The organism is bacterium CG_4_10_14_0_2_um_filter_33_32 (assembly GCA_002792735.1).
In the GTDB taxonomy this organism is placed as follows: Bacteria; Patescibacteriota; CPR2_A; order CG2-30-33-46; family CG2-30-33-46; genus CG2-30-33-46.
Genome location: PFOW01000070.1, coordinates 1 through 18,009, shown reverse-complemented (window position 1 = coordinate 18,009; position 18,009 = coordinate 1). Strand labels below are relative to the sequence as shown.

21 protein-coding genes are annotated in these 18,009 nt (G+C 33.2%); 3 read left to right on the top strand and 18 right to left on the bottom strand.

What is annotated here, in order from left to right; translation table 11 throughout:
• Positions 1-34 precede the first annotated feature (34 nt).
• From COX95_04635 to COX95_04615, 5 genes are all read right to left on the bottom strand, one after another.
• A complete protein-coding gene (locus tag COX95_04635) occupies positions 35-1,327 on the bottom strand; it encodes a hypothetical protein (protein ID PIZ85283.1) in 1,293 nt (430 codons plus the stop codon).
• 1 nt (position 1,328) lies between these two features.
• Positions 1,329-2,411 carry a hypothetical protein gene (locus tag COX95_04630; protein ID PIZ85282.1) on the bottom strand — a complete coding sequence of 361 codons (1,083 nt, stop codon included), beginning with the start codon at positions 2,409-2,411 and terminating at the stop codon, positions 1,329-1,331.
• Between the two features lie 47 nt (positions 2,412-2,458).
• Entirely contained in the window at positions 2,459-2,962 is a 504-nt protein-coding gene (locus COX95_04625; protein PIZ85281.1) for a YajQ family cyclic di-GMP-binding protein, read from the bottom strand.
• A gap of 107 nt (positions 2,963-3,069) precedes the next feature.
• Entirely contained in the window at positions 3,070-3,426 is a 357-nt protein-coding gene (locus COX95_04620; GenBank protein PIZ85280.1) for a YraN family protein, read from the bottom strand.
• Between the two features lie 3 nt (positions 3,427-3,429).
• Complete coding sequence (locus tag COX95_04615) at positions 3,430-3,951, bottom strand: hypothetical protein (GenBank protein PIZ85279.1); 522 nt, start codon at positions 3,949-3,951, stop codon at positions 3,430-3,432.
• Positions 3,952-4,047: 96 nt separating this feature from the next.
• Here COX95_04615 and COX95_04610 point away from each other — a divergent pair, with 96 nt between their 5' ends.
• Positions 4,048-4,239 carry a hypothetical protein gene (locus tag COX95_04610; protein PIZ85278.1) on the top strand — a complete coding sequence of 64 codons (192 nt, stop codon included), beginning with the start codon at positions 4,048-4,050 and terminating at the stop codon, positions 4,237-4,239.
• Between the two features lie 84 nt (positions 4,240-4,323).
• Positions 4,324-4,977, top strand: a complete 654-nt coding sequence (locus tag COX95_04605) for a hypothetical protein (GenBank protein PIZ85277.1) — start codon at positions 4,324-4,326, stop codon at positions 4,975-4,977.
• A 187-nt stretch (positions 4,978-5,164) separates the two neighbouring features.
• On the opposite strand, the gene COX95_04600 is transcribed toward COX95_04605, so the two are convergent.
• From COX95_04600 to gatC, 8 genes are all read right to left on the bottom strand, one after another.
• Positions 5,165-5,377 carry a hypothetical protein gene (locus COX95_04600; GenBank protein PIZ85276.1) on the bottom strand — a complete coding sequence of 71 codons (213 nt, stop codon included), beginning with the start codon at positions 5,375-5,377 and terminating at the stop codon, positions 5,165-5,167.
• On the bottom strand, positions 5,377-5,808 hold the full coding sequence (locus COX95_04595) for a pyridoxamine 5'-phosphate oxidase (protein PIZ85275.1): 432 nt from the start codon (positions 5,806-5,808) through the stop codon (positions 5,377-5,379). Before COX95_04595 ends, COX95_04600 begins: the two co-directional genes overlap by 1 nt.
• An 8-nt stretch (positions 5,809-5,816) precedes the next feature.
• Complete coding sequence (locus COX95_04590) at positions 5,817-7,292, bottom strand: Asp-tRNA(Asn)/Glu-tRNA(Gln) amidotransferase GatCAB subunit B (protein PIZ85274.1); 1,476 nt, start codon at positions 7,290-7,292, stop codon at positions 5,817-5,819.
• 11 nt (positions 7,293-7,303) lie between these two features.
• Positions 7,304-7,720 (bottom strand): hypothetical protein, encoded by a 417-nt coding sequence (locus COX95_04585; GenBank protein ID PIZ85273.1) that lies wholly within the window; start codon positions 7,718-7,720, stop codon positions 7,304-7,306.
• The gene (locus COX95_04580) at positions 7,721-8,344 is read right to left on the bottom strand and encodes a peptidylprolyl isomerase (GenBank protein ID PIZ85295.1); all 624 of its coding nucleotides are present in this window, start codon (positions 8,342-8,344) and stop codon (positions 7,721-7,723) included. It abuts the gene before it with no gap.
• A 125-nt stretch (positions 8,345-8,469) separates the two neighbouring features.
• Positions 8,470-8,829 (bottom strand): hypothetical protein, encoded by a 360-nt coding sequence (locus COX95_04575; protein ID PIZ85272.1) that lies wholly within the window; start codon positions 8,827-8,829, stop codon positions 8,470-8,472.
• The gene (gatA, locus tag COX95_04570) at positions 8,802-10,274 is read right to left on the bottom strand and encodes an Asp-tRNA(Asn)/Glu-tRNA(Gln) amidotransferase GatCAB subunit A (protein ID PIZ85271.1); all 1,473 of its coding nucleotides are present in this window, start codon (positions 10,272-10,274) and stop codon (positions 8,802-8,804) included. Before gatA ends, COX95_04575 begins: the two co-directional genes overlap by 28 nt.
• Positions 10,274-10,579, bottom strand: coding sequence for an Asp-tRNA(Asn)/Glu-tRNA(Gln) amidotransferase GatCAB subunit C (gene gatC, locus COX95_04565; protein ID PIZ85270.1), 306 nt, complete (start codon positions 10,577-10,579; stop codon positions 10,274-10,276). Before gatC ends, gatA begins: the two co-directional genes overlap by 1 nt.
• Positions 10,580-10,744: 165 nt before the next feature.
• Between gatC and COX95_04560 the strand changes: the two genes are divergently transcribed.
• Positions 10,745-12,097: a hypothetical protein gene (locus tag COX95_04560; GenBank protein PIZ85269.1), complete on the top strand. Its 1,353-nt coding sequence runs from the start codon at positions 10,745-10,747 to the stop codon at positions 12,095-12,097.
• Between the two features lie 12 nt (positions 12,098-12,109).
• Here the strand turns inward: COX95_04560 and COX95_04555 are convergent, their stop codons facing one another.
• The 5 genes from COX95_04555 to COX95_04535 form a co-directional block, all read right to left on the bottom strand.
• Positions 12,110-14,116 carry an NAD-dependent DNA ligase LigA gene (locus COX95_04555; GenBank protein ID PIZ85268.1) on the bottom strand — a complete coding sequence of 669 codons (2,007 nt, stop codon included), beginning with the start codon at positions 14,114-14,116 and terminating at the stop codon, positions 12,110-12,112.
• A gap of 67 nt (positions 14,117-14,183) precedes the next feature.
• Positions 14,184-15,815, bottom strand: coding sequence for a hypothetical protein (locus COX95_04550; GenBank protein PIZ85267.1), 1,632 nt, complete (start codon positions 15,813-15,815; stop codon positions 14,184-14,186).
• A gap of 93 nt (positions 15,816-15,908) precedes the next feature.
• Complete coding sequence (locus COX95_04545) at positions 15,909-16,817, bottom strand: zinc metalloprotease HtpX (protein PIZ85266.1); 909 nt, start codon at positions 16,815-16,817, stop codon at positions 15,909-15,911.
• Positions 16,818-16,872: 55 nt separating this feature from the next.
• Complete coding sequence (locus tag COX95_04540; GenBank protein ID PIZ85265.1) at positions 16,873-17,448, bottom strand: hypothetical protein; 576 nt, start codon at positions 17,446-17,448, stop codon at positions 16,873-16,875.
• Between the two features lie 21 nt (positions 17,449-17,469).
• A complete protein-coding gene (locus COX95_04535; protein PIZ85264.1) occupies positions 17,470-17,871 on the bottom strand; it encodes a hypothetical protein in 402 nt (133 codons plus the stop codon).
• Between the last annotated feature and the right edge of the window lie 138 nt (positions 17,872-18,009).

The following is an 18,009-nucleotide window of genomic DNA, read 5'->3' as shown; positions in this document are numbered from 1 at the left end:
AATCAGCAACCATACATAACTGTCATTTAATCTTTCAATCCAACTTTTTGTTTTTGCCATCTCTTTTACCTTTTTCTTGATCTTTTTTACTTTTTTTAAATAGTTCTATTTCTTTTTTAAGCTCTAACATTCTCAATTCTCTGCCTATCATCACACTATTGGATTTTGTTAAATTATCGTTGATTGATTCGAGATTGTTTTTGGTCTCTTCTAGCTCCTTTGTCCTATCAGAGACTAACTGTTGCAAATTGTTGTTATAATGTTTAATCTTTTCTGCCATATCGTTGAATGTTCGCGCAAGACGACCTATCTCATCATTCGATTTAACGGGTATCCTATAATCAAGATTGCCTGTACTCATTTTGATTGTCCCCTCGTAAACATCACTCAATCCACTGACTACTCTTGCATTTAATAAATAACTAATAATTAATATGGAAATTAAGCCAAGCAACATGGTCATTAAAGACTGAATAATAACTATATTATTTAAATTAGCCAAAGACTCGGAAGAAGGCTCAATAATTGCAATAAACCACTTAACGCTATTTTCTTCATTGTCTTGTGCCGAACTAGGTAAAATATTAGAATACCCAACTAATTTTTCTTGACCATTTTCCGTAATTTTTAAATACTTATTATCACCTTTTTCTATCTTGCCAAAAATATTATCTGGAGCTTTTTCAAAAATTTTACTTTTGTCAGGATGAATAATGATTCGTCCCAATTCATTAAATCCCATAACATAACCCGATCTTGTAAGAACAGTATTATCTGAAATCTCCCATATCTTATCTATTGGCATTCTAAGCACCAATACTCCTATCATCTTTTCTTGATCATTCTTAACTGGCGCGAAGAAGCTTGTTACTTCCTTCTTGGGGGTTAACATCAAATACACATCAGACATAACTACTGCTTGATCTTGCTTAGCTTTTCTAAACCAACTATTTGATGCCCAATCTCCTTCATGAGTATAAGAACTTGAAGTTAGAACATTACCATCCATATCAATTAGGGTTATATCATCATACGTTTTATAAATAGTTTTTATTTTATTAAGATACTGCTCCTTAATATTGGTATCTGCCGCAAAGTCTTTAATTAAAGGAATAGAAGATAAAGCCTTTGCATCTTGATAACCTCTTTTGACTAGACTGTTTATCTCTATATTTTTTTCCCTAGCAACAGCTGCCAAACCTGTCCCAACAACGTTTTTTAATAATTCTCTTGTCTGGAAATATATTAAACATGAAACAACAAAAAACAGTAACAGGGTAAAAATTATAGGAAGAGTTATAAGTCTTGTTTTTAAATTAAGCTTCATTTTACTTATTTAATTCTGACCATATTTTGTTACGAATATTATTACCTTTGCTTGTTTCTCCATAACCTTCAACTTTTTCGTCTGAAGGATATGTTAGCGGATCTTCCAATAATACTTTATCTACCTTATTCTCGATAAGTTCCTTCTTAAGGGGGCTTGCATATCTTACATAATTTATAATCTTAGAGTGGACATCGGGTCTTAAAATATAATCTAAAAATTCTTCAGCGACTTCTTTATTTTTTGCATCACGAGGGATTGCAAAAGCATCTATATAAAAATCAGAACCAGATTCCGGCAAAATAAATTTAAGATTAGAATCGGGGTTTTCTTCAATTGCCATAAGAGCATCCCCATTGTAAAGCTGGCCAATCCAAACATCGCCATTTTTGATCTTTTCTATTATTGTCATTGGGTCTAAATATCCATAAACAAGAGGTTTTTGCTCCATAAGCTTATTCCCTGCCATGGTAAGCTCAGATTCATTAGCAGAAGCTACATGATAACCAAGATATTTTAAAGTACAAGCGATGATAGTAAATTTATTATTAATCATAGCTATCTTGCCCTTATAATTAGGATTCCAAAGATCGCCCCAATCTTTAATATTATCTTTTATGAAATTAGCGTTATAGATTATTCCAGTCGTCCCCCATGTATACGGAATAGAAAAATTATGCTGCGCATCAGTTGATTTATCAAAAAGCTTTTGGTGGAGATTAGACAAATTAGGGATATTGTTTTTGTCTACATTTGCCAAAAGCTTTAGTTCGTTCATACGCCAAAAAACTTCATCGCTAGCAACTATGAGATCATACATGGAAGGATCAGATTGCACATCTGATAGCATAATCTCTTCATCTTCAAATGTTGAGAGATTCACTTTTGTGCCTGTTTCTTTCTCAAAATCAGATAATGTCTCGGGAGCAAAATAATTCTCCCAATTATAAATATTAAGTTCTTTTTTCTCGGGTTTTTGTTCATTCTTTTTATTAGATTGAGAAAATATCAAAAACCCCGCAGAAAATAGACCGGCTGTAAAAAGTATGGAAAAAAGAAAAATGATCACCTTTTTTTTCATCATCGATTTTTAATTAAATCCTATTTTTATATTATAACAATATTTATTATTCAGCGATAGTTAGTAAATTGTAAGGGTATATTTATTAACGGTTCTTCTTTTAACAATTGCATTACGCTCTGCAAGTCATCTTTTGAGTTTGCCGAAACCCTGATTGTATCGCCTTGTATATTAGGCTTAACTTTTGGATACACTTCTCTTATGATTCTATTTATTTTCTTAGCATCCTCTTGATTTAAACCTTTCTTAAAAGGTACTTTTTTTCTTACCCTTCCTCCTGATGCTTCTTCTTTTGGAACTGATTCATCAAGAATTTTAAGAGACAAACCCCTCTTTACCATCTTCTGTTTAATAATATCCAAAACGGCTGTAAGTTTATAATCATCGCTAACGTTTAGGATTAAGCCTTTTTTATCTTCATCAAATTCTATTTGCGGATCAGTGCCTTTAAAATCGTAACGAGTTAAAACTTCTCTCTTTGTCTGATCAATAGCATTAACCATTTCCTGGATATCGAAGTCTGAAACAATGTCGAAAGAAAATTCTTTTGCCATATTTATCTACCTCTCGAGTCCCCTGGATAATATTCATTACAGGAGACGAAGATCCCGACGAAACGTCAGTGGATGTCGGGACCACTTAATTATTTAATTTAATTATATCATCCCTCAACAGCATTTTTAATAATCCTTATTTCGTCATTACTATTATCAACGGCAACTACATCTATCCGCCAATCAATATCCTTAAGTTTATTCTCTAACAAATATAACTGAGCTATTCTTATAATTTTTTGCTGCTTTCTTTTATTAACCATTTCTTCCGGGGAGCCAAAACCAATACCTGATTTTGTTTTAACTTCTATAAAACATAAGGTGCTACCATCTTTTCCAATAATATCTATTTCGCCTATTTGATTTCGATAATTTCTTTCTAATACTTTGTAACCAAAACTCTGTAACTCTTGTACCGCCTCGTCCTCCCCAAATTTTCCTAAATTTTTTCTTTGAAAAGTCATAAATTATTTTTTGATTAAACTTTCTAAAATATTTAAATCTAAAGTGCAAAGATGGTCATTGCTTTCTAGTAGTCTTATTTTAATACCAAGCCTTTCAGATAGTTCTTTGCCATGTTCAATATCCAACACCGAATCATTAGTTCCATATAATAAAACAAATTCGCTACAATTCTGTTTTATTTTATTCCAATTCAAAGGATCCTTAAAAAAATTGTTTATTTCCGGATATTGGGTAATAAATGAAGGAGCAGCAACTAATATAGATTTTCTAACCTGTTGATCGGCTTTTTCCAAATATCTTAATATTGCAGTCCCGCCCAAACTATGACCAATTAAGACAGAATCTGTATCAGGCTTAAAGTCATCAATAATTTTTACCCATTCATCCTGTTGTGGAAAATCAGTATTCGGCATATTCGGTACCGAAACACTATATCCTAATTTTTCAAATCTTTCCTTGGCCTGCCAAAACCAATGATCATTTTGATTGGCTCCCCATCCATGAATAATTAAAACTCTTTTCATTTACGTCACAATTAACTTATATATATTCTACTATTTCATCCATTAATTTGAAAATCATCCAAAGAAAAATAATGAAAAATATATCATAATGACCGCATGGAAGTTTTTAATACAAACATAAGGGCAAGATTTATTGATCTTTTAGATACCATTGACGATAATATCGGAGAGATGGAAGATTTAGCTTTAAGTGTTGGCGGCTCAAGCGGACTTATAGATATCAAAAAAGATATCGGGGAAATAATAATTTCTTTAGCAGATATAAGAAGCAAGGTAGAGCGGTTTTAATTATCTATATTGATAGTAGATAAGCTGAAGTTTACGGAATGTTAATTATTCAGTAGAATAATCTTATAGTAAAAACTAGCAGCTATGTACACTCTAGCAACTATTATTTCTTTTTGCGGCCATATAATACTTGGTGTGCTTGTATATTCTAAAAATAAATCTAGTGAAATCAATAAATTATTCCTATTATTTACAACTACGCTTGCATTTTATATTTTAGCAAGCTACCTATCATCAACCCTTGCCGATAAATCTGTTTTTAAAATAGTATATTTTATTGCTCAATTGATCTATGCATCAGGATTAGCTTGGATATTTTCCTTGTGTAGGGGCTCTAATTCTAAAAGAACATTATTAGTTCTTACGATAGGATTTTTTTTAGGAATATTATCAATGGTAGATAACTTTGCAATCAAGGAAATAAAAAGTTTGGGTATCAATAATGTTGAGCTTATAATAGGAGGTTACTATTGGGTCTTTATTATTTATTCATTGGCTGTTTTTATAACTGCCTTTTCTTTATTATTTCGCACTATCAAAAATGAAAAAGGCATCATTAAGAAAAAACTTATGATCATAACGTTCGGTCTTATTGTCTTTTCTTTCTGCGCCATTATCACCAGTGTGATTCTACCTGCCATGGGAATCTATCAACTATTCTATGCTGATATATTATTATCTTTAATCCCGATTGGAAGCGCAGCGTATGCCATGACCTATTACAGACATATTAATTAAGTATAGGTCTTATTCTCTAATAAAAAATTTGTTGTATTAAAACAAATTTTCTTTAACGACTATTTCGTCTTCGGCAGTCCAAGCAGGATATGTAATAGCTTCTAAAACAAGATTATCCAAATTATTTGTTTGATGAATTTCATTTATGTCAATCCTAACAACTACACCTAGCCTTAAACCAACTTCTTTAACTTGTTTGCTTGCCATCTTTGACTTTTAAAATTCCTTTTCCAGAAAGAACTAAATAATACTCTGTTGTTTCCTTATGATAATGAGCCGTTGATAAACCCTCTATCATTTTTATTCGAGCAAAACCTACTCCCTTGATAAAACTTTCCTTAACCATACCGCAAGGTGTATCTTTTATATCTTTAATTTTGTTATAATCTTTTACTTCCATTAAAATATTACCTCAAAAGTTTTCCAAGGATGAGAGTTTACATCTAAATACCTGATCCATTTAGGAATAACCTTATAAAATTTTAATCCTTTGGATTTAATAATTTCAGCTAACTGCGGGTGTTTGGATAAATGCATTGTACGAACTTTTTCTAATTCCTCTCCCTCTAACTCTTGGGCTTCCCCTTCATACTGTATCGTAATATTTTCTTCACCTCCGATCACTACTGCCACCCTGGGATTCTCTTTGATATTTTTGCATTTCCTAAAATTTGGGAAGGCATCAAAAATTAGTTCTAGATTATCTGTTTCCGTAAACTCCACAACAGCATTTTCCGGTTTTCCGTCTAAACTAGAGGTGGCAAGATAAGCTAAGTAATGCCTCCTAATAAAACCCAGTATTAACTGTTTTTGCTCTTGGTGATTATTCATAATAGAAATTAATGTTTACTAAGCTTATTTCTTAAAATTTCATTAACGGTTTTTGGGTCTGCTTGGCCACGAGTTTCTTTCATGGCTTGACCAACCAAAAATCCCAGTGCCGCTTCTTTGCCATTTTTGAAATCCTCGATAGATCTTGGATTTTCTAAAAGAACTTTATCTATAACTTTATCAATCTCTCCTGCTTCAACCATCTTAATACCTTTTTCATCAATAACTTGCTGAACATCTTTACCATCCTTAAACATTTCATCAAAGATTTCCTTGGCAATCTTACCTGAAATTTTTCCGGTTTCAATAAAATTTAAAAGGTCAGCTATTTTGTTTTCATCAACCTTTGAATCATTGATATTCAATTTAGCTTCATTTAATCTTCCTAAAAATTCTGTAAGAATCCAATTTGCAGATTTTTTAGCTGCTACTACTTTATCTATACCTTTTTCAGTTAATTCATTAGAAGTATTTTCATAAAAAATTGCTAAATCTTTATCTCCTGATAATATATTTGCATCATTATGACTCAAGCCAAACTCTTTCATGAAGCGTTTGGCTTTTTCTGCTGGAAGTTCGGGTAATTCTTTTTTTAGTTCCTCTAAATTAATTCCCATATCTTTATAAACAATAGGCGGAATGTCCGGCTCTGGGAAATATCTATAATCATTAGCTTCTTCTTTTGCTCGCTGTGTTACAGTAATGCCTTTTGCATCATTCCATCCCCGTGTTTCCTGAATAATTTTTTCGTTGTTTTCTATCATTTCTGTCTGTCTTTCAACTTCATAAATCAAGGCTTTCTCAATCATCTTAAAGGAATTAATATTTTTGATTTCTACTTTCGGCCCAAATTCTTTTTTACCCTTTTCCCGCAAAGATATATTTGCATCAACTCTTAAATTCCCCTGCTCCATATTGGCCTCAGATACGCTAATATATCGAAGAATTGATCTTAAATTTTTAGCAAAAATCATCGCCTCTTTCGGACTTCTTATATCCGGTTCAGTAACTATTTCTAAAAGAGGCGTTCCGGCACGATTTAAATCAACCAATGAATATCTAGCGCCTTCCGGATGAATAAGCTTTCCTGCATCTTCTTCCATATGAGCCCTTGTTATACCTACTTTTCTAATATAAGATTTATCATCCTCTGTCACATCTATATCCAAATAACCGCTAATAGCTATAGGCTGGTCATATTGCGATATCTGATAACCCTTTGGCAAATCTGGATAAAAATAATGTTTTCTATCAAACTTTGTTATCTCATTAATATTACAATGCAAGGCAATCCCTGCCTTCATGGAATATATTATTGCCTGCTTATTGGTTACCGGAAGACTACCAGGCATGGCAAAACATACTTCGCAAACAGTAGTATTGGGCTCTGCATTTACAGCATAATTATTACACCTACAAAACATTTTAGATTTTGTATTTAGCTGCACATGTATTTCTAAACCTATAATTGTTTCTAGTCCCATATTAATCCTTGCTATTTTATTCTTTGGATAACCTGCATGAAAATTTTTAATGATTGTTGGGCTTCATAATATCTTACTTCATTCCCTAACTCATGAACAATCCGATTTCTTGATTTATGAGCACCCCAGAATTTATCATATAAATCACCGAATTCATTCCTAGCTTTTTTAACTCTTTCTGCTATAGTTTTGCCCTGATAACCTTTAGCTTTTAGCAAATAATCCACTAATTTATCTGCTGATAAAACAGCGCTTCTTACTTTTACGATATCTTTTGAATTTGATGCTTCCTGAATTTTCTGCCATTCACTGTCTATTGCTTGATGATTAATGCGTTTTCTATATATAGTCTTTGCAGACATTCTACTTATAAAAATTAAAGAAAAAATGCCGATCAGACATATGATTATCAAAAATACACCTATCATCTATTTTTCCTCTATGGTCACAGATTTGATTTCTACTTTTGTTTTTGGGGTTGATGCCTCTCCTCCGCTATTCTCACTTACTTCTACGATGGCAATTTTATCAACAGTTTCTATCCCTTCTGTAACTTCTCCGAAAATAGAATAGTTCTTAGGTAAGCTCTCATTATCCTTATGCATTATAAAGAACTGGCTACCATTCGTATTTGGCCCTGAATTAGCCATTGCAACTATTCCCCGCTTGTAAGTTTTGTCTTTTGGTAATTCATCATCAAATTTGTAACCTGGACCTCCAGTACCGCTGCCTTGCGGATCACCGCCTTGAATCATAAATCCATTAACTATTCTGTGGAATATTAAACCATCGTAAAATTTATCTCTTACTAAAACAATAAAATTATTAGCCGTCTTAGGCGCTTCCTTGGCATATAACTTAATTTTTATTTTACCGTAGTTAGTCTCCATATTTGCAAAATATTCTTTATTCTGATCAATCTGCATATCAGGAGCCTTAGAATATTGCCTCTCGCCTGTTTTATAAGATGTCATTTTTTTTGTTTCCTTATGTTTAATTTTTTGATAAGCATAATTTGTTCCATATGCTGCAGAAATAGCAATTATTATCATCAAGGAATAATAAATTATCCTTTTTTTAAATTTGCTTCTCTTTTCTTGCCTTAGTCTTTCTTCTTCTTTTTTTTGTTGTTTAATTTTTTCTTGACGTCCCATGATTTTTGTTAAACAATTAATAGCTAATTGTTTCTATTCTCCTTTTTATTTTCTGCTATCTTATTGAAAAAGCTGAATAACTGCCAACATCCTAATATAATTAATGACCAGAAAATTATATTTAAGACAAAAGAAATGTAGTTAACTTGTTTCCAAAATCCAAAAGTTAAAATACTAGCTGCGCCAAAGTAAGCAGGATATTCAGCGGATATGAATGGAAAACCATGATCTATTACACGATCCATGCAATCAAGACACAAATTTTTTTGCTGACCTCCCATTGTTCTTATTGGTATAGAAGTAAATGCTAAAGTTATTACTGCTCCCAAAAGAACACTTATAGCTATTTTTTTTATTAGACTACGGTTTGTATTTTTCTCCATGACTCCTCTTTTGTGGCCTGCTCAAATGCATGACCGATTCTTAAAATTATGCCTTCATTAAAGTGACTAGATAATATCTGTAATCCAACAGGCAGATTATCAAAAGAAAATCCTGCCGGTACCGAAATACCGGCAATACCGGCCAAGCTTGGACCAGTTGTAAATACATCTGCCAAATACATTTGTAATGGATCAACGCTTTTCTCACCTATCTTAAACGGAGTAGTCGGAGCTACTGGAGTTATTATTGCATCTACTTTATTAAAGACTTCATCAAAATCTTTTTTGATTAGAGCTCTTACTTTCATGGCTTTAAGATAATATGCATCATAATATCCAGAAGACAAAGTATAGGTACCGAGCATTATTCTTCTTTTTGCTTCATCGCCAAAACCTTCAGCCCTTGATTTAAAATAAGTTTCTTCCAAATTCTTGGCGCTAGGAGAAGAATAACCGTATCTTATACCATCGTATCTGCCTAAGTTTGATGAAACCTCCGCTGGTTGGATTATGTAATATGCAGGAACAGTGTATTTGGTATGAGGTAGACTTATTTCTACTATCTTAGCGCCTAAGTCTTTGAGTATAGAAACTGAATTATCCATTACCTTTTTTACTTCTTCCTGCATCCCTTCTGTAAAATATTCCTTAGGCAAACCTATTTTCAAATCCTTAATATCTTTTTTTAATTCTTCAAAATATTTAGATATGAGTTTATCTACAGTCGTTGAATCCTTACTATCCTTGCCGGCAATTTTCTCTAAAATGATTGCCGAATCTTCAACTGTCTTTGTTATTGGCCCAGGAACGTCCAATGATGAAGCCATAGCAATAAGACCAAGGCGGGAAACTCTGCCATATGTTGGCTTTAACCCAACTACGTTACAAAAACTTGCAGGCTGACGAATTGAACCGCCGGTATCTGTTCCTATAGAAAATATACATTGGTTAGAAGCAACACTAACAGCGGAACCGCCTGAAGATCCTCCGGGGACTCTTTCTAAATTATAGGGATTGTGTGATGAACCATAGTCAGAATTTTCTGTTGACGCACCATGCGCCCAAGCATCACAGTTATTTTTCCCAAGAATAACCACGCCATTTTTTTTAAGTCTAGTTACAACCTCTGAATTATAGGGTGGAATAAAATTATCCAATATTTTAGAAGCGGCGGTTGTCCTTAAATTTTTGGTTGTTATAACATCTTTAATCGAGCAAGGTATACCATCTAAAATACCCTTTGTCTCCCCTTTTACCCGCCTTTTGTCGCTATCCTCTGCCTGGCTTAAAGCATTATCAAAATCTTTTGTGATAAAAGCATTAAGATTATCATCGGTCTTTTCTATCCTCTCGATGCATGCTTTGGTTAAATCAACGGAAGATATTTCCTTTTTACTAAGAAGATCAGACGCTTCTTTGACCGTTAATTCGTTTATATTTACCATCAAACAATATCCTCTTTTTCAAAAACTTTTTTCACTTTAATAAATTTATCTTGTCTTTCGGGAAGATTTTCTAATAACTTGTCTCTATTTAGACAATCCTTAATCTCATCTTCCCGCAAAGAATTTTCTAATCCTGTAACATGGCTTAAGGGTTTTATACTAGAAGTATCTACTCCTTGAAGCTTTGATACAAAGTCTAAAATTGAAGAAAGTTCTCCTTCAAATTTCACTATTTCATCATCGGAAAGCTCTATTCTTGATAAAATAGCGATATTCTTTACTTCTTCTTTTGATATTTTTGACATAACTAAAGTATATATTATTTATTGATCTAAAAAAAGACAATTACTTGACTGTTTTTAAACTTCTGGTATCATTTCTTGTTGGTTCTAAAGTTCTTTAAAATAACCTAAGGGAGATGGTAGTTTTTGTGTCCCAGTAAGTTCTATACGGAAATAGATGTATTCAAGTTGGGTGGACGAGCAATAGCCAAACACCCTGATATTATAATTAATGTAATAACTAATAACCAATATCCCAAAGTCATAATAGTATCTTCTATCGGCCAAACAGCAGAAATTGTTGAGCAACTTGTTAAATGCTCTAATCCGGCAGCTTCTGAATATATAAAATCGATTTTTGAAATCTATGCAGAATTTATCAAAAAATATATATCAAACAAGGAATCAAAAAACTATCTGGAAACACAAGCCAGAATTACTATAGGAAAAATAGCACAAAGAATTGCAGAAAAAGGAAAACTAGAACCTATCGATAAATCATATATTCTCACAAGAGGAGAGTGTCTATCAGCATTGATAATTGAACAAATACTTATCGAGAATAATCTAGATGCTGAAGTAATAAGAGCTGAAGACATTATAGCAACAAAAGGCTCTTTTCTTAATGCATCTATTGATGAAGCAACTACTAAAGAAAATATTCTTCAAGAAATTTTACCTAAAATATCGAGAGATAAAGCTATAATAATTCCAGGTTTGACTGGATATAATAAACGCTTTGCTAAACTAACCAAGGAAAAACCTGTTACCTATCTCGGAGTAGATTCTGGAGATATCACAGCATCAGTAATGGCAACAAGCTTAGCTGGACCTCTAAGAAAAATTAGTGTTCATTTCGTAAAAAATACGAAGGGTTGGCAAAGTGCTGATCGAAGCATTGTCAAAAACTCAATAAATGCCCCGTACATAACAGTAGAAGAAATATCCAAAGCTATTGGAAGACACAGATTGATTCATCCAAAAGCGATCAGGAATTTATTACAACATGGGATAAAAACAGAAATGATAGGTACAGTAAATAACTCAACTACCCGAATAGTTGCTACCAGACCCAATATATTAGAAATGCCAATCATAGTAGTTGTCGGTAAAGAAGAAAACGTCATAACGCTTGATAACAGCCAAGACCCGGGACCAGGCTATCTGGAAAAAATAGATAAAATCATAAAAAAACATGGCGGTTCCATTGATTATGAAGGCGGTATAGGCAATACAATAATACGCAGTGTCGATTTTAATGGCGATCTTAAAAAAGAGAACCTAGACTCCCTTAAAAAAGACTTATCAAAAATTGTTGATAGAATCGATATAACAAAAAGATCAATAATATATTTAATCGGAGCTGGGCTCAAAAAAGATAAAAAAATAATTTCTAGAGCAATTGATATATTAATAGATAATAATATTAATTTTATTGACCAACAATCCGATGGAATAAGCCTTGATTTTATTATCCCAAGAGGACAAAAAAAACAAGCTATCCAAACACTACACAAACTTTTTTTCACACAGAGCGCATAAGTGCTCTTTTTTTTATTTTTTCAAAATTTTTAAAAACTCATTCTCGCTAATAATCTTTATGCTTAGTTGCTGGGCTTTTTGCAGTTTAGAACCCGGATTTTCACCAACTACCAAATAATCAGTAGATTTTGATACGGAAGAGCCTGCATTACCGCCTCTTTTTCTAATTTCTTCTTCAGCATCTTCTCTTTCTATAGATTCTAATTTACCTGTTATCACAAAGGTTTTACCAGCTAATTCATTTGATTTTGCAATCTTTTCATAGCTAACGCCGTATTTTCTTAATTCTTTTAGGATATTTTGGTTCAGATTATCCCTGAACCAATCATAAATACTCTTTGCGGCAACAGGACCAATATCAGAAATTCTCTCTAAATCTTCCTTACTCACTTTTTCTAATTTCTCAAGAGAACCAAAATGGTCAGCCAAATCTGTAGCGGTTTCTATACCAACATGCCTTATGCCAAGTGCATAAATTAAACGAGGCAGTGTAACTTTTTTACGAGACTGAATACTGTTGATAATATTAGAAGCCAGTTTTTCGCCAAACCTTTCTAAATCTTTTATATCAAAAACCTCAAGCCCAAAAAGATCAGCCGGGTTGGTGATAATTTTCTCCTCTAAAAACTTATCAATAATCTGTTCTCCAAGACCGGCAATATCAAAAGCTCCTTTAGAGACAAAATGAATAATTTTTTCTCTTTCTATTGCATAACATTTTATATTAATACAACGATAAATCGCTTCTCCTGGCATTCTAGAAACAGATCCTCCGCATATTGGACATGTTTTGGGCATTCTAAATTCTTTTTCAGTACCAGTTCTTAATTCTTTTATCGGACCAACTACTTCCGGTATTACATCACCCGCTTTTTGGATAATAACCGTATCACCAATTTTAAGATCCTTTCTTTTGATTTCATCCTCATTATGAAGTGTTGCTCTGGATATGGTAGAACCAGCAACTCTAATAGGCTTTAAAACAGCATAAGGAGTTAAGGCACCCGTTCTACCTAAGCTAACCCTTATATCTTCTAGAATAGTGGTTGCTTGCTCCGGAGCAAATTTAAAAGCGATTGACCATCTTGGCGCTTTGCCTACTACACCTAACTTTTCTTCAAGATCCAAATTATTTACAATTACTACCATTCCATCAACCATAAAGGGCAAGTCATCTTTCCTGCTCTCCCAATATCTATAATATTCAAAAACTTCATTTAGATTTTTACAATATTTCACATATTCAGAGGTTTTAAAGCCCGTTTTTTTCAATAACTCATGCTTTTGCTGATGCGTTTTTTGCCCAAGATCGGTTATTAGTTCATACATATAACTATCAAGATTCCGAGAAGCGATAATTTTTGGATCAAGCTGTCTTACTGAACCTGCACCTAGATTACGTGGATTTGCATACAGTGGTAGACCTTCCTTTTCCTGCTTCTGATTAACTAATCCGAACTCTTTTTTAGACATAAACACTTCCCCTCTTGCTTCTATTGCCTTTTTTGTATTTATGCCGTCAATATCTCTTATATTCAGAGGTATAGATTCTATGGTTCTTAAATTTTGAGTAACATTTTCTCCTACAAAACCATCGCCTCTGGTAGAACCGGTTTTTAAATAACCATCTTCATAAGTTAAAGCTACAGCAAATCCATCTATTTTTAGCTCTGCGAAATAATCGATTCTATCCCCGGGTACTATTTTCTTTAATCGTTCTTCCCAAGCTCTCATTTCGTCAAAATCAAAAGCGTCATTTAAGGAAAGCATTGGGGCAGAATGAGTGACTTTAAAAAATTTTTTCAGTGGCTTCCCTCCAACTCTTTGAGTTGGTGAATCTGGAGTAATTAAATCAGGATATTTCTGTTCTAACTCCTGTAATTCATGTTGAAGTGAATCCTTTACTCCCTCGGACACAATAGACTTATCTAAAACATGGTAATAATAACGGATTTTATCTATTTCTTCTCTCAGTTTTTCTATTCTTTTTTTTGCTTTTTCTTTAGATATATTTTCCATAATAATAGAAGGAGTTACCTCCTTCTATTATACCAGATACAAAACTTTATAAATTAATCTTTATACACTAATCATTTAGTTCGTATATATTTAAGCCCCCCACTTTTTTGCCGCTTGTATCGTTTGCGTTTTCTAGAACACATGTAAGCTTATAGGTCTTTCCATCTGATTCATACTTATAGTAATATTTTGGAGCTAGAGGATCTTTTGGTATATTATTCAGATACTTAGAAGCATCTTTCATAAAGTTGCTATTCCTGCTATCAGTATTAGCAATAGGGAATTTACCATTATTATCTACGGCATATTGCTCAACTGCGGTTCTAAGTTGAGCTAAATCAGCTTTTCTTTTTGCGTCCCTGACCTCAAGAGCACTAGTACTAGGTATAGAACCGCCAACTAAAGGACCTATTAATTCCATTAAAGTATTTTCATTGAATTCAACAGTATCTTTTGGCTTATCAATAGTAATAGGTTGATCTATATCTTTAAGATCTTCCTGGAATTTAATGTTAGCACTAAATACTCCGCTTCCACCAAAGTCTTTTGAATCAAAGTTAACACTTAATTGTCCTGATTCCCTCAAAATTAAGAAATTCTTTTTAGCAACAAAGATATCGATATTAAACTTTACATATTTATTAAACATATCCTTAATCATACTCTTATAAAATTCTGGCAAATCTTTCATGCTTGGATCTGTTTCTAGAACTTTCACTAAATCTAGTGTCAATTTATAGTGATAAGAACTAACACCGTTAACTTTCTCATCTTTTAGTTTTTCTGCAGATTTTATATATTTTGATAAATCACCATATCCCGCATTCTCAATATTATTTGAATATACAACAGCACCTGCCATTTTAGCGGCATTCTCATCTACTTTTGATTTATCAGAAAGTACTGGATTTGCAAAACTATCTATATTGGCCTTATACCATTTGTTGCCTAATAAAGGTATTTTAAAATAAACCTCTTTCTCTGTCGTTATAATATTAGCTTCAATATTCATTGACTTTAAAGCTTCTGCCCCCTCTACCCCTGCGCTTTCAGGCAAATTGATATTACCCAATTTTAAATCTAATTTGGTTTCCTTTTTAGTAACATCATTTTGGCTATTACCTGTTATAGCTCCGCTCAACTTCTCACCATCAGCAATCATATCCAAATTTATAGTCATGCTGCTTTTGTAGCTTTTCACTTTAGCCATACTTTGGCTAACCCTATCAATAGCTTTATTTGGATCACTTGGCATACCTAAGCCTAGAATATCCCTAACCCAATAAAAATCTCCTTTATAAGCAGATACACCTCCTACTGTAAGCAACAGTAAAACAAATACGGAGATTAAAACCAACCCGATCTTCCCCCGCTTAGGCGCACTTTTTTTCATCATAACCTGTGTGGCCGGCATATTGCTGATAGCTGTTTGGTCTGCAGATTTTTCATTTTTCATATTTATATTAAAACCAGTTGATTCTCCTCCGCCTAATGGATTGGCAAAAATCTTGGAATTAATTTCTTCATCTAGTTTAGTTTTATCATTAATCAATGATGAAATAGACGGCTTTCCTTCGGGTCCTGCTATAGGAGGAGCCATATTTTGCTCGATGCTTTTAACAGAAATATCAACTTGATTAGAATCTATTTTACTATCTTTTGGTAGATTACTCTGTTTTTTAGTTGATCCATTATCCATTTTTTCCTCCGAGGCTTCGAAATATACATTCCTTGTCGAAGCCGAGACCCCGATAAAACTTTAGTGAATCGGGGCATTATTTAATTATTATATTTAAGCTGCCATTTGTCTAAGCTTACTAATCCTCTCTTCAATCGGAGGATGAGTTTCAAACATATTAGCAAACCAACCCCTAGCATCTTTACCTTGATGTTCTTTCAAAGGATTTGCTATGTAAAGATGGGCGGTTGCCTTATTTGCCACCTCAAGCGGTTCTGTATCTGCTGAAATTTTTTCTAATGCTGAAGCTAACCCATCAGGATACCTTGTCATTAGGGCACCATCAGCATCAGCTAAAAACTCTCGCTTTCTGGATATTGCAAGTTTTATCAGTGTAGCAATAATTGGCGAAAGAATTGCCAAAATAATACCTAAAATTAGCAAAATTAACTGCCATTGACCGCCTCCTTCATTCCTATCGCCTCTGCCCCAGAAAGTGAAACGCAGAAACCAATCGGATAATAAAGAAATCAATCCAACCAGAATAACGGTTAGCGTTAGAATTCTAATATCATAATTTTTTATATGGGATAATTCATGAGCAATGACTCCTTCTATCTCATTCTTTTGGAGTTTTTGCATTATGCCAGTTGTTACAACAATAGAAGCATGATGAGGATCCCGTCCAGTAGCAAAAGCATTAGGCGCTGTATCATCAATAATATATATATTAGGCATCGGCAAGCCCACAGATATAGTTAAATTTTCAACTATATTATAAAGAGTGGGATTATCTTCTTTGTTTATCTTTTTAGCCCCAGACATTGCTAAAGTAATTTTATCTCCCGCATAATAACCAACAAGAGCCTGAACTATAGAATAAAATACGGCAACAATTAAAATTGCGGGGCTATCAAATATTCTTGAAAAAATCCAACCAATCAAAATAATAAAAACTAAAAAAGTAGCCAGCAAAGCAAAGCTTCTTCTTTTATTACTATCTATCTGGGTATAAGTCGTCATAATTATCCTAAATCCAAAAAAATTTTGTTTTTATTTTTTAATTTAACTTTTACTGCTAAGGCTTGTCTTCTTTTTTATCTTCAAAATCCACAGCTACCGCTTCTCTTTCACCCTCATCGATATCAAATAAATCTCTGTGACCAAATCCAAAGGGACTGGCAATTATATTATTAGGAAATACTTCTATCTTAATATTGTAATCCCTAACATTCGCGTTGTAAAATCTTCGTGCTGCCTGAACTTTATTCTCAGTATCGGTAAGTTCGTTCTGTAAAGCCAGGAAATTTTCGTTAGCTTTCAAATCTGGGTAACTTTCAGCTACTGCGAATAAAGACTTTAATGCTCCGGAAAGCATATTTTCCGCTTGACCCTGATCAGCAACACCTTTAACATCAATAGCGTTTGCCCGAGCCTCGGTAACTTTTTGAAAAACTTCTCTTTCATGAGTAGCATATCCCTTAACCGTATTAACAAGATTAGGTATAAGATCATACCTCCTCTTAAGCTGTACATCAATATCACTCCATGCCTCGTCCACCCTGTTCTTGGAAGATACTAAGCTATTAAAAACAAGAATAACGTAGCCGACTGTGGCAATGATAATAACAAGTAAAATAATAGCAATCATAATTTTTCTCCTTTAATTAAAATATTATTTTTTAGATACCGGCATTTTAAGTTTTTGGCCTACTGTTAAAGTATAAGGCTCTTTTAAATTATTTTCTTTTGAAATTTCCTGCCAATCAACACCTAGCTTTATGCCTATCGAGTAAAGAGTATCCCCGGATTCTACCGTATAGCTCGATGTTTTATTGTCCTGATTTTTTATTTTCACTTCTTCTAGTTCTTTTGGAGAGGATTCAATCGGCGCTGTGTTGTTAGAATCTTTTTTCTCTTTACTAAAAAATATTGTTTTTACGGCAAAAAGAAGAAGAAAAACGGTAATTGTAATAAAAACTACCAACAAAACAACTACTATAGAGCTTGGATAAGCCTTGTTGTTTTCACGTAATTTACGGGAAAGCGTTGGTTTATTCACTATCTTTACTATTATTAGAAATAATTATAACTCTACACTAAAATATTGTCCAATGATTGTACGCGTCACGCACATTTGAGACTCCGGAACAGTTTTTATTAAATAATCAATGGGTGAAATATTACCCAAAGATTGGTGTATTCTCTTTGTATT

Excerpts from the sequence above, each read along its gene's own strand:
- COX95_04635 (PIZ85283.1), bottom strand. The coding sequence starts at position 1,327 with ATGAAGCTTAATTTAAAAACAAGACTTATAACTCTTCCTATAATTTTT.
- COX95_04630 (PIZ85282.1), bottom strand. The coding sequence starts at position 2,411 with ATGATGAAAAAAAAGGTGATCATTTTTCTTTTTTCCATACTTTTTACA.
- COX95_04625 (PIZ85281.1), bottom strand. The coding sequence starts at position 2,962 with ATGGCAAAAGAATTTTCTTTCGACATTGTTTCAGACTTCGATATCCAG.
- COX95_04620 (PIZ85280.1), bottom strand. The coding sequence starts at position 3,426 with ATGACTTTTCAAAGAAAAAATTTAGGAAAATTTGGGGAGGACGAGGCG.
- COX95_04615 (PIZ85279.1), bottom strand. The coding sequence starts at position 3,951 with ATGAAAAGAGTTTTAATTATTCATGGATGGGGAGCCAATCAAAATGAT.
- COX95_04610 (PIZ85278.1), top strand. The coding sequence starts at position 4,048 with ATGGAAGTTTTTAATACAAACATAAGGGCAAGATTTATTGATCTTTTA.
- COX95_04605 (PIZ85277.1), top strand. The coding sequence starts at position 4,324 with ATGTACACTCTAGCAACTATTATTTCTTTTTGCGGCCATATAATACTT.
- COX95_04600 (PIZ85276.1), bottom strand. The coding sequence starts at position 5,377 with ATGGAAGTAAAAGATTATAACAAAATTAAAGATATAAAAGATACACCT.
- COX95_04595 (PIZ85275.1), bottom strand. The coding sequence starts at position 5,808 with ATGAATAATCACCAAGAGCAAAAACAGTTAATACTGGGTTTTATTAGG.
- COX95_04590 (PIZ85274.1), bottom strand. The coding sequence starts at position 7,292 with ATGGGACTAGAAACAATTATAGGTTTAGAAATACATGTGCAGCTAAAT.
- COX95_04585 (PIZ85273.1), bottom strand. The coding sequence starts at position 7,720 with ATGATAGGTGTATTTTTGATAATCATATGTCTGATCGGCATTTTTTCT.
- COX95_04580 (PIZ85295.1), bottom strand. The coding sequence starts at position 8,344 with ATGATAATAATTGCTATTTCTGCAGCATATGGAACAAATTATGCTTAT.
- COX95_04575 (PIZ85272.1), bottom strand. The coding sequence starts at position 8,829 with ATGGAGAAAAATACAAACCGTAGTCTAATAAAAAAAATAGCTATAAGT.
- gatA (PIZ85271.1), bottom strand. The coding sequence starts at position 10,274 with ATGGTAAATATAAACGAATTAACGGTCAAAGAAGCGTCTGATCTTCTT.
- gatC (PIZ85270.1), bottom strand. The coding sequence starts at position 10,579 with ATGTCAAAAATATCAAAAGAAGAAGTAAAGAATATCGCTATTTTATCA.
- COX95_04555 (PIZ85268.1), bottom strand. The coding sequence starts at position 14,116 with ATGGAAAATATATCTAAAGAAAAAGCAAAAAAAAGAATAGAAAAACTG.
- COX95_04550 (PIZ85267.1), bottom strand. The coding sequence starts at position 15,815 with ATGGATAATGGATCAACTAAAAAACAGAGTAATCTACCAAAAGATAGT.
- COX95_04545 (PIZ85266.1), bottom strand. The coding sequence starts at position 16,817 with ATGACGACTTATACCCAGATAGATAGTAATAAAAGAAGAAGCTTTGCT.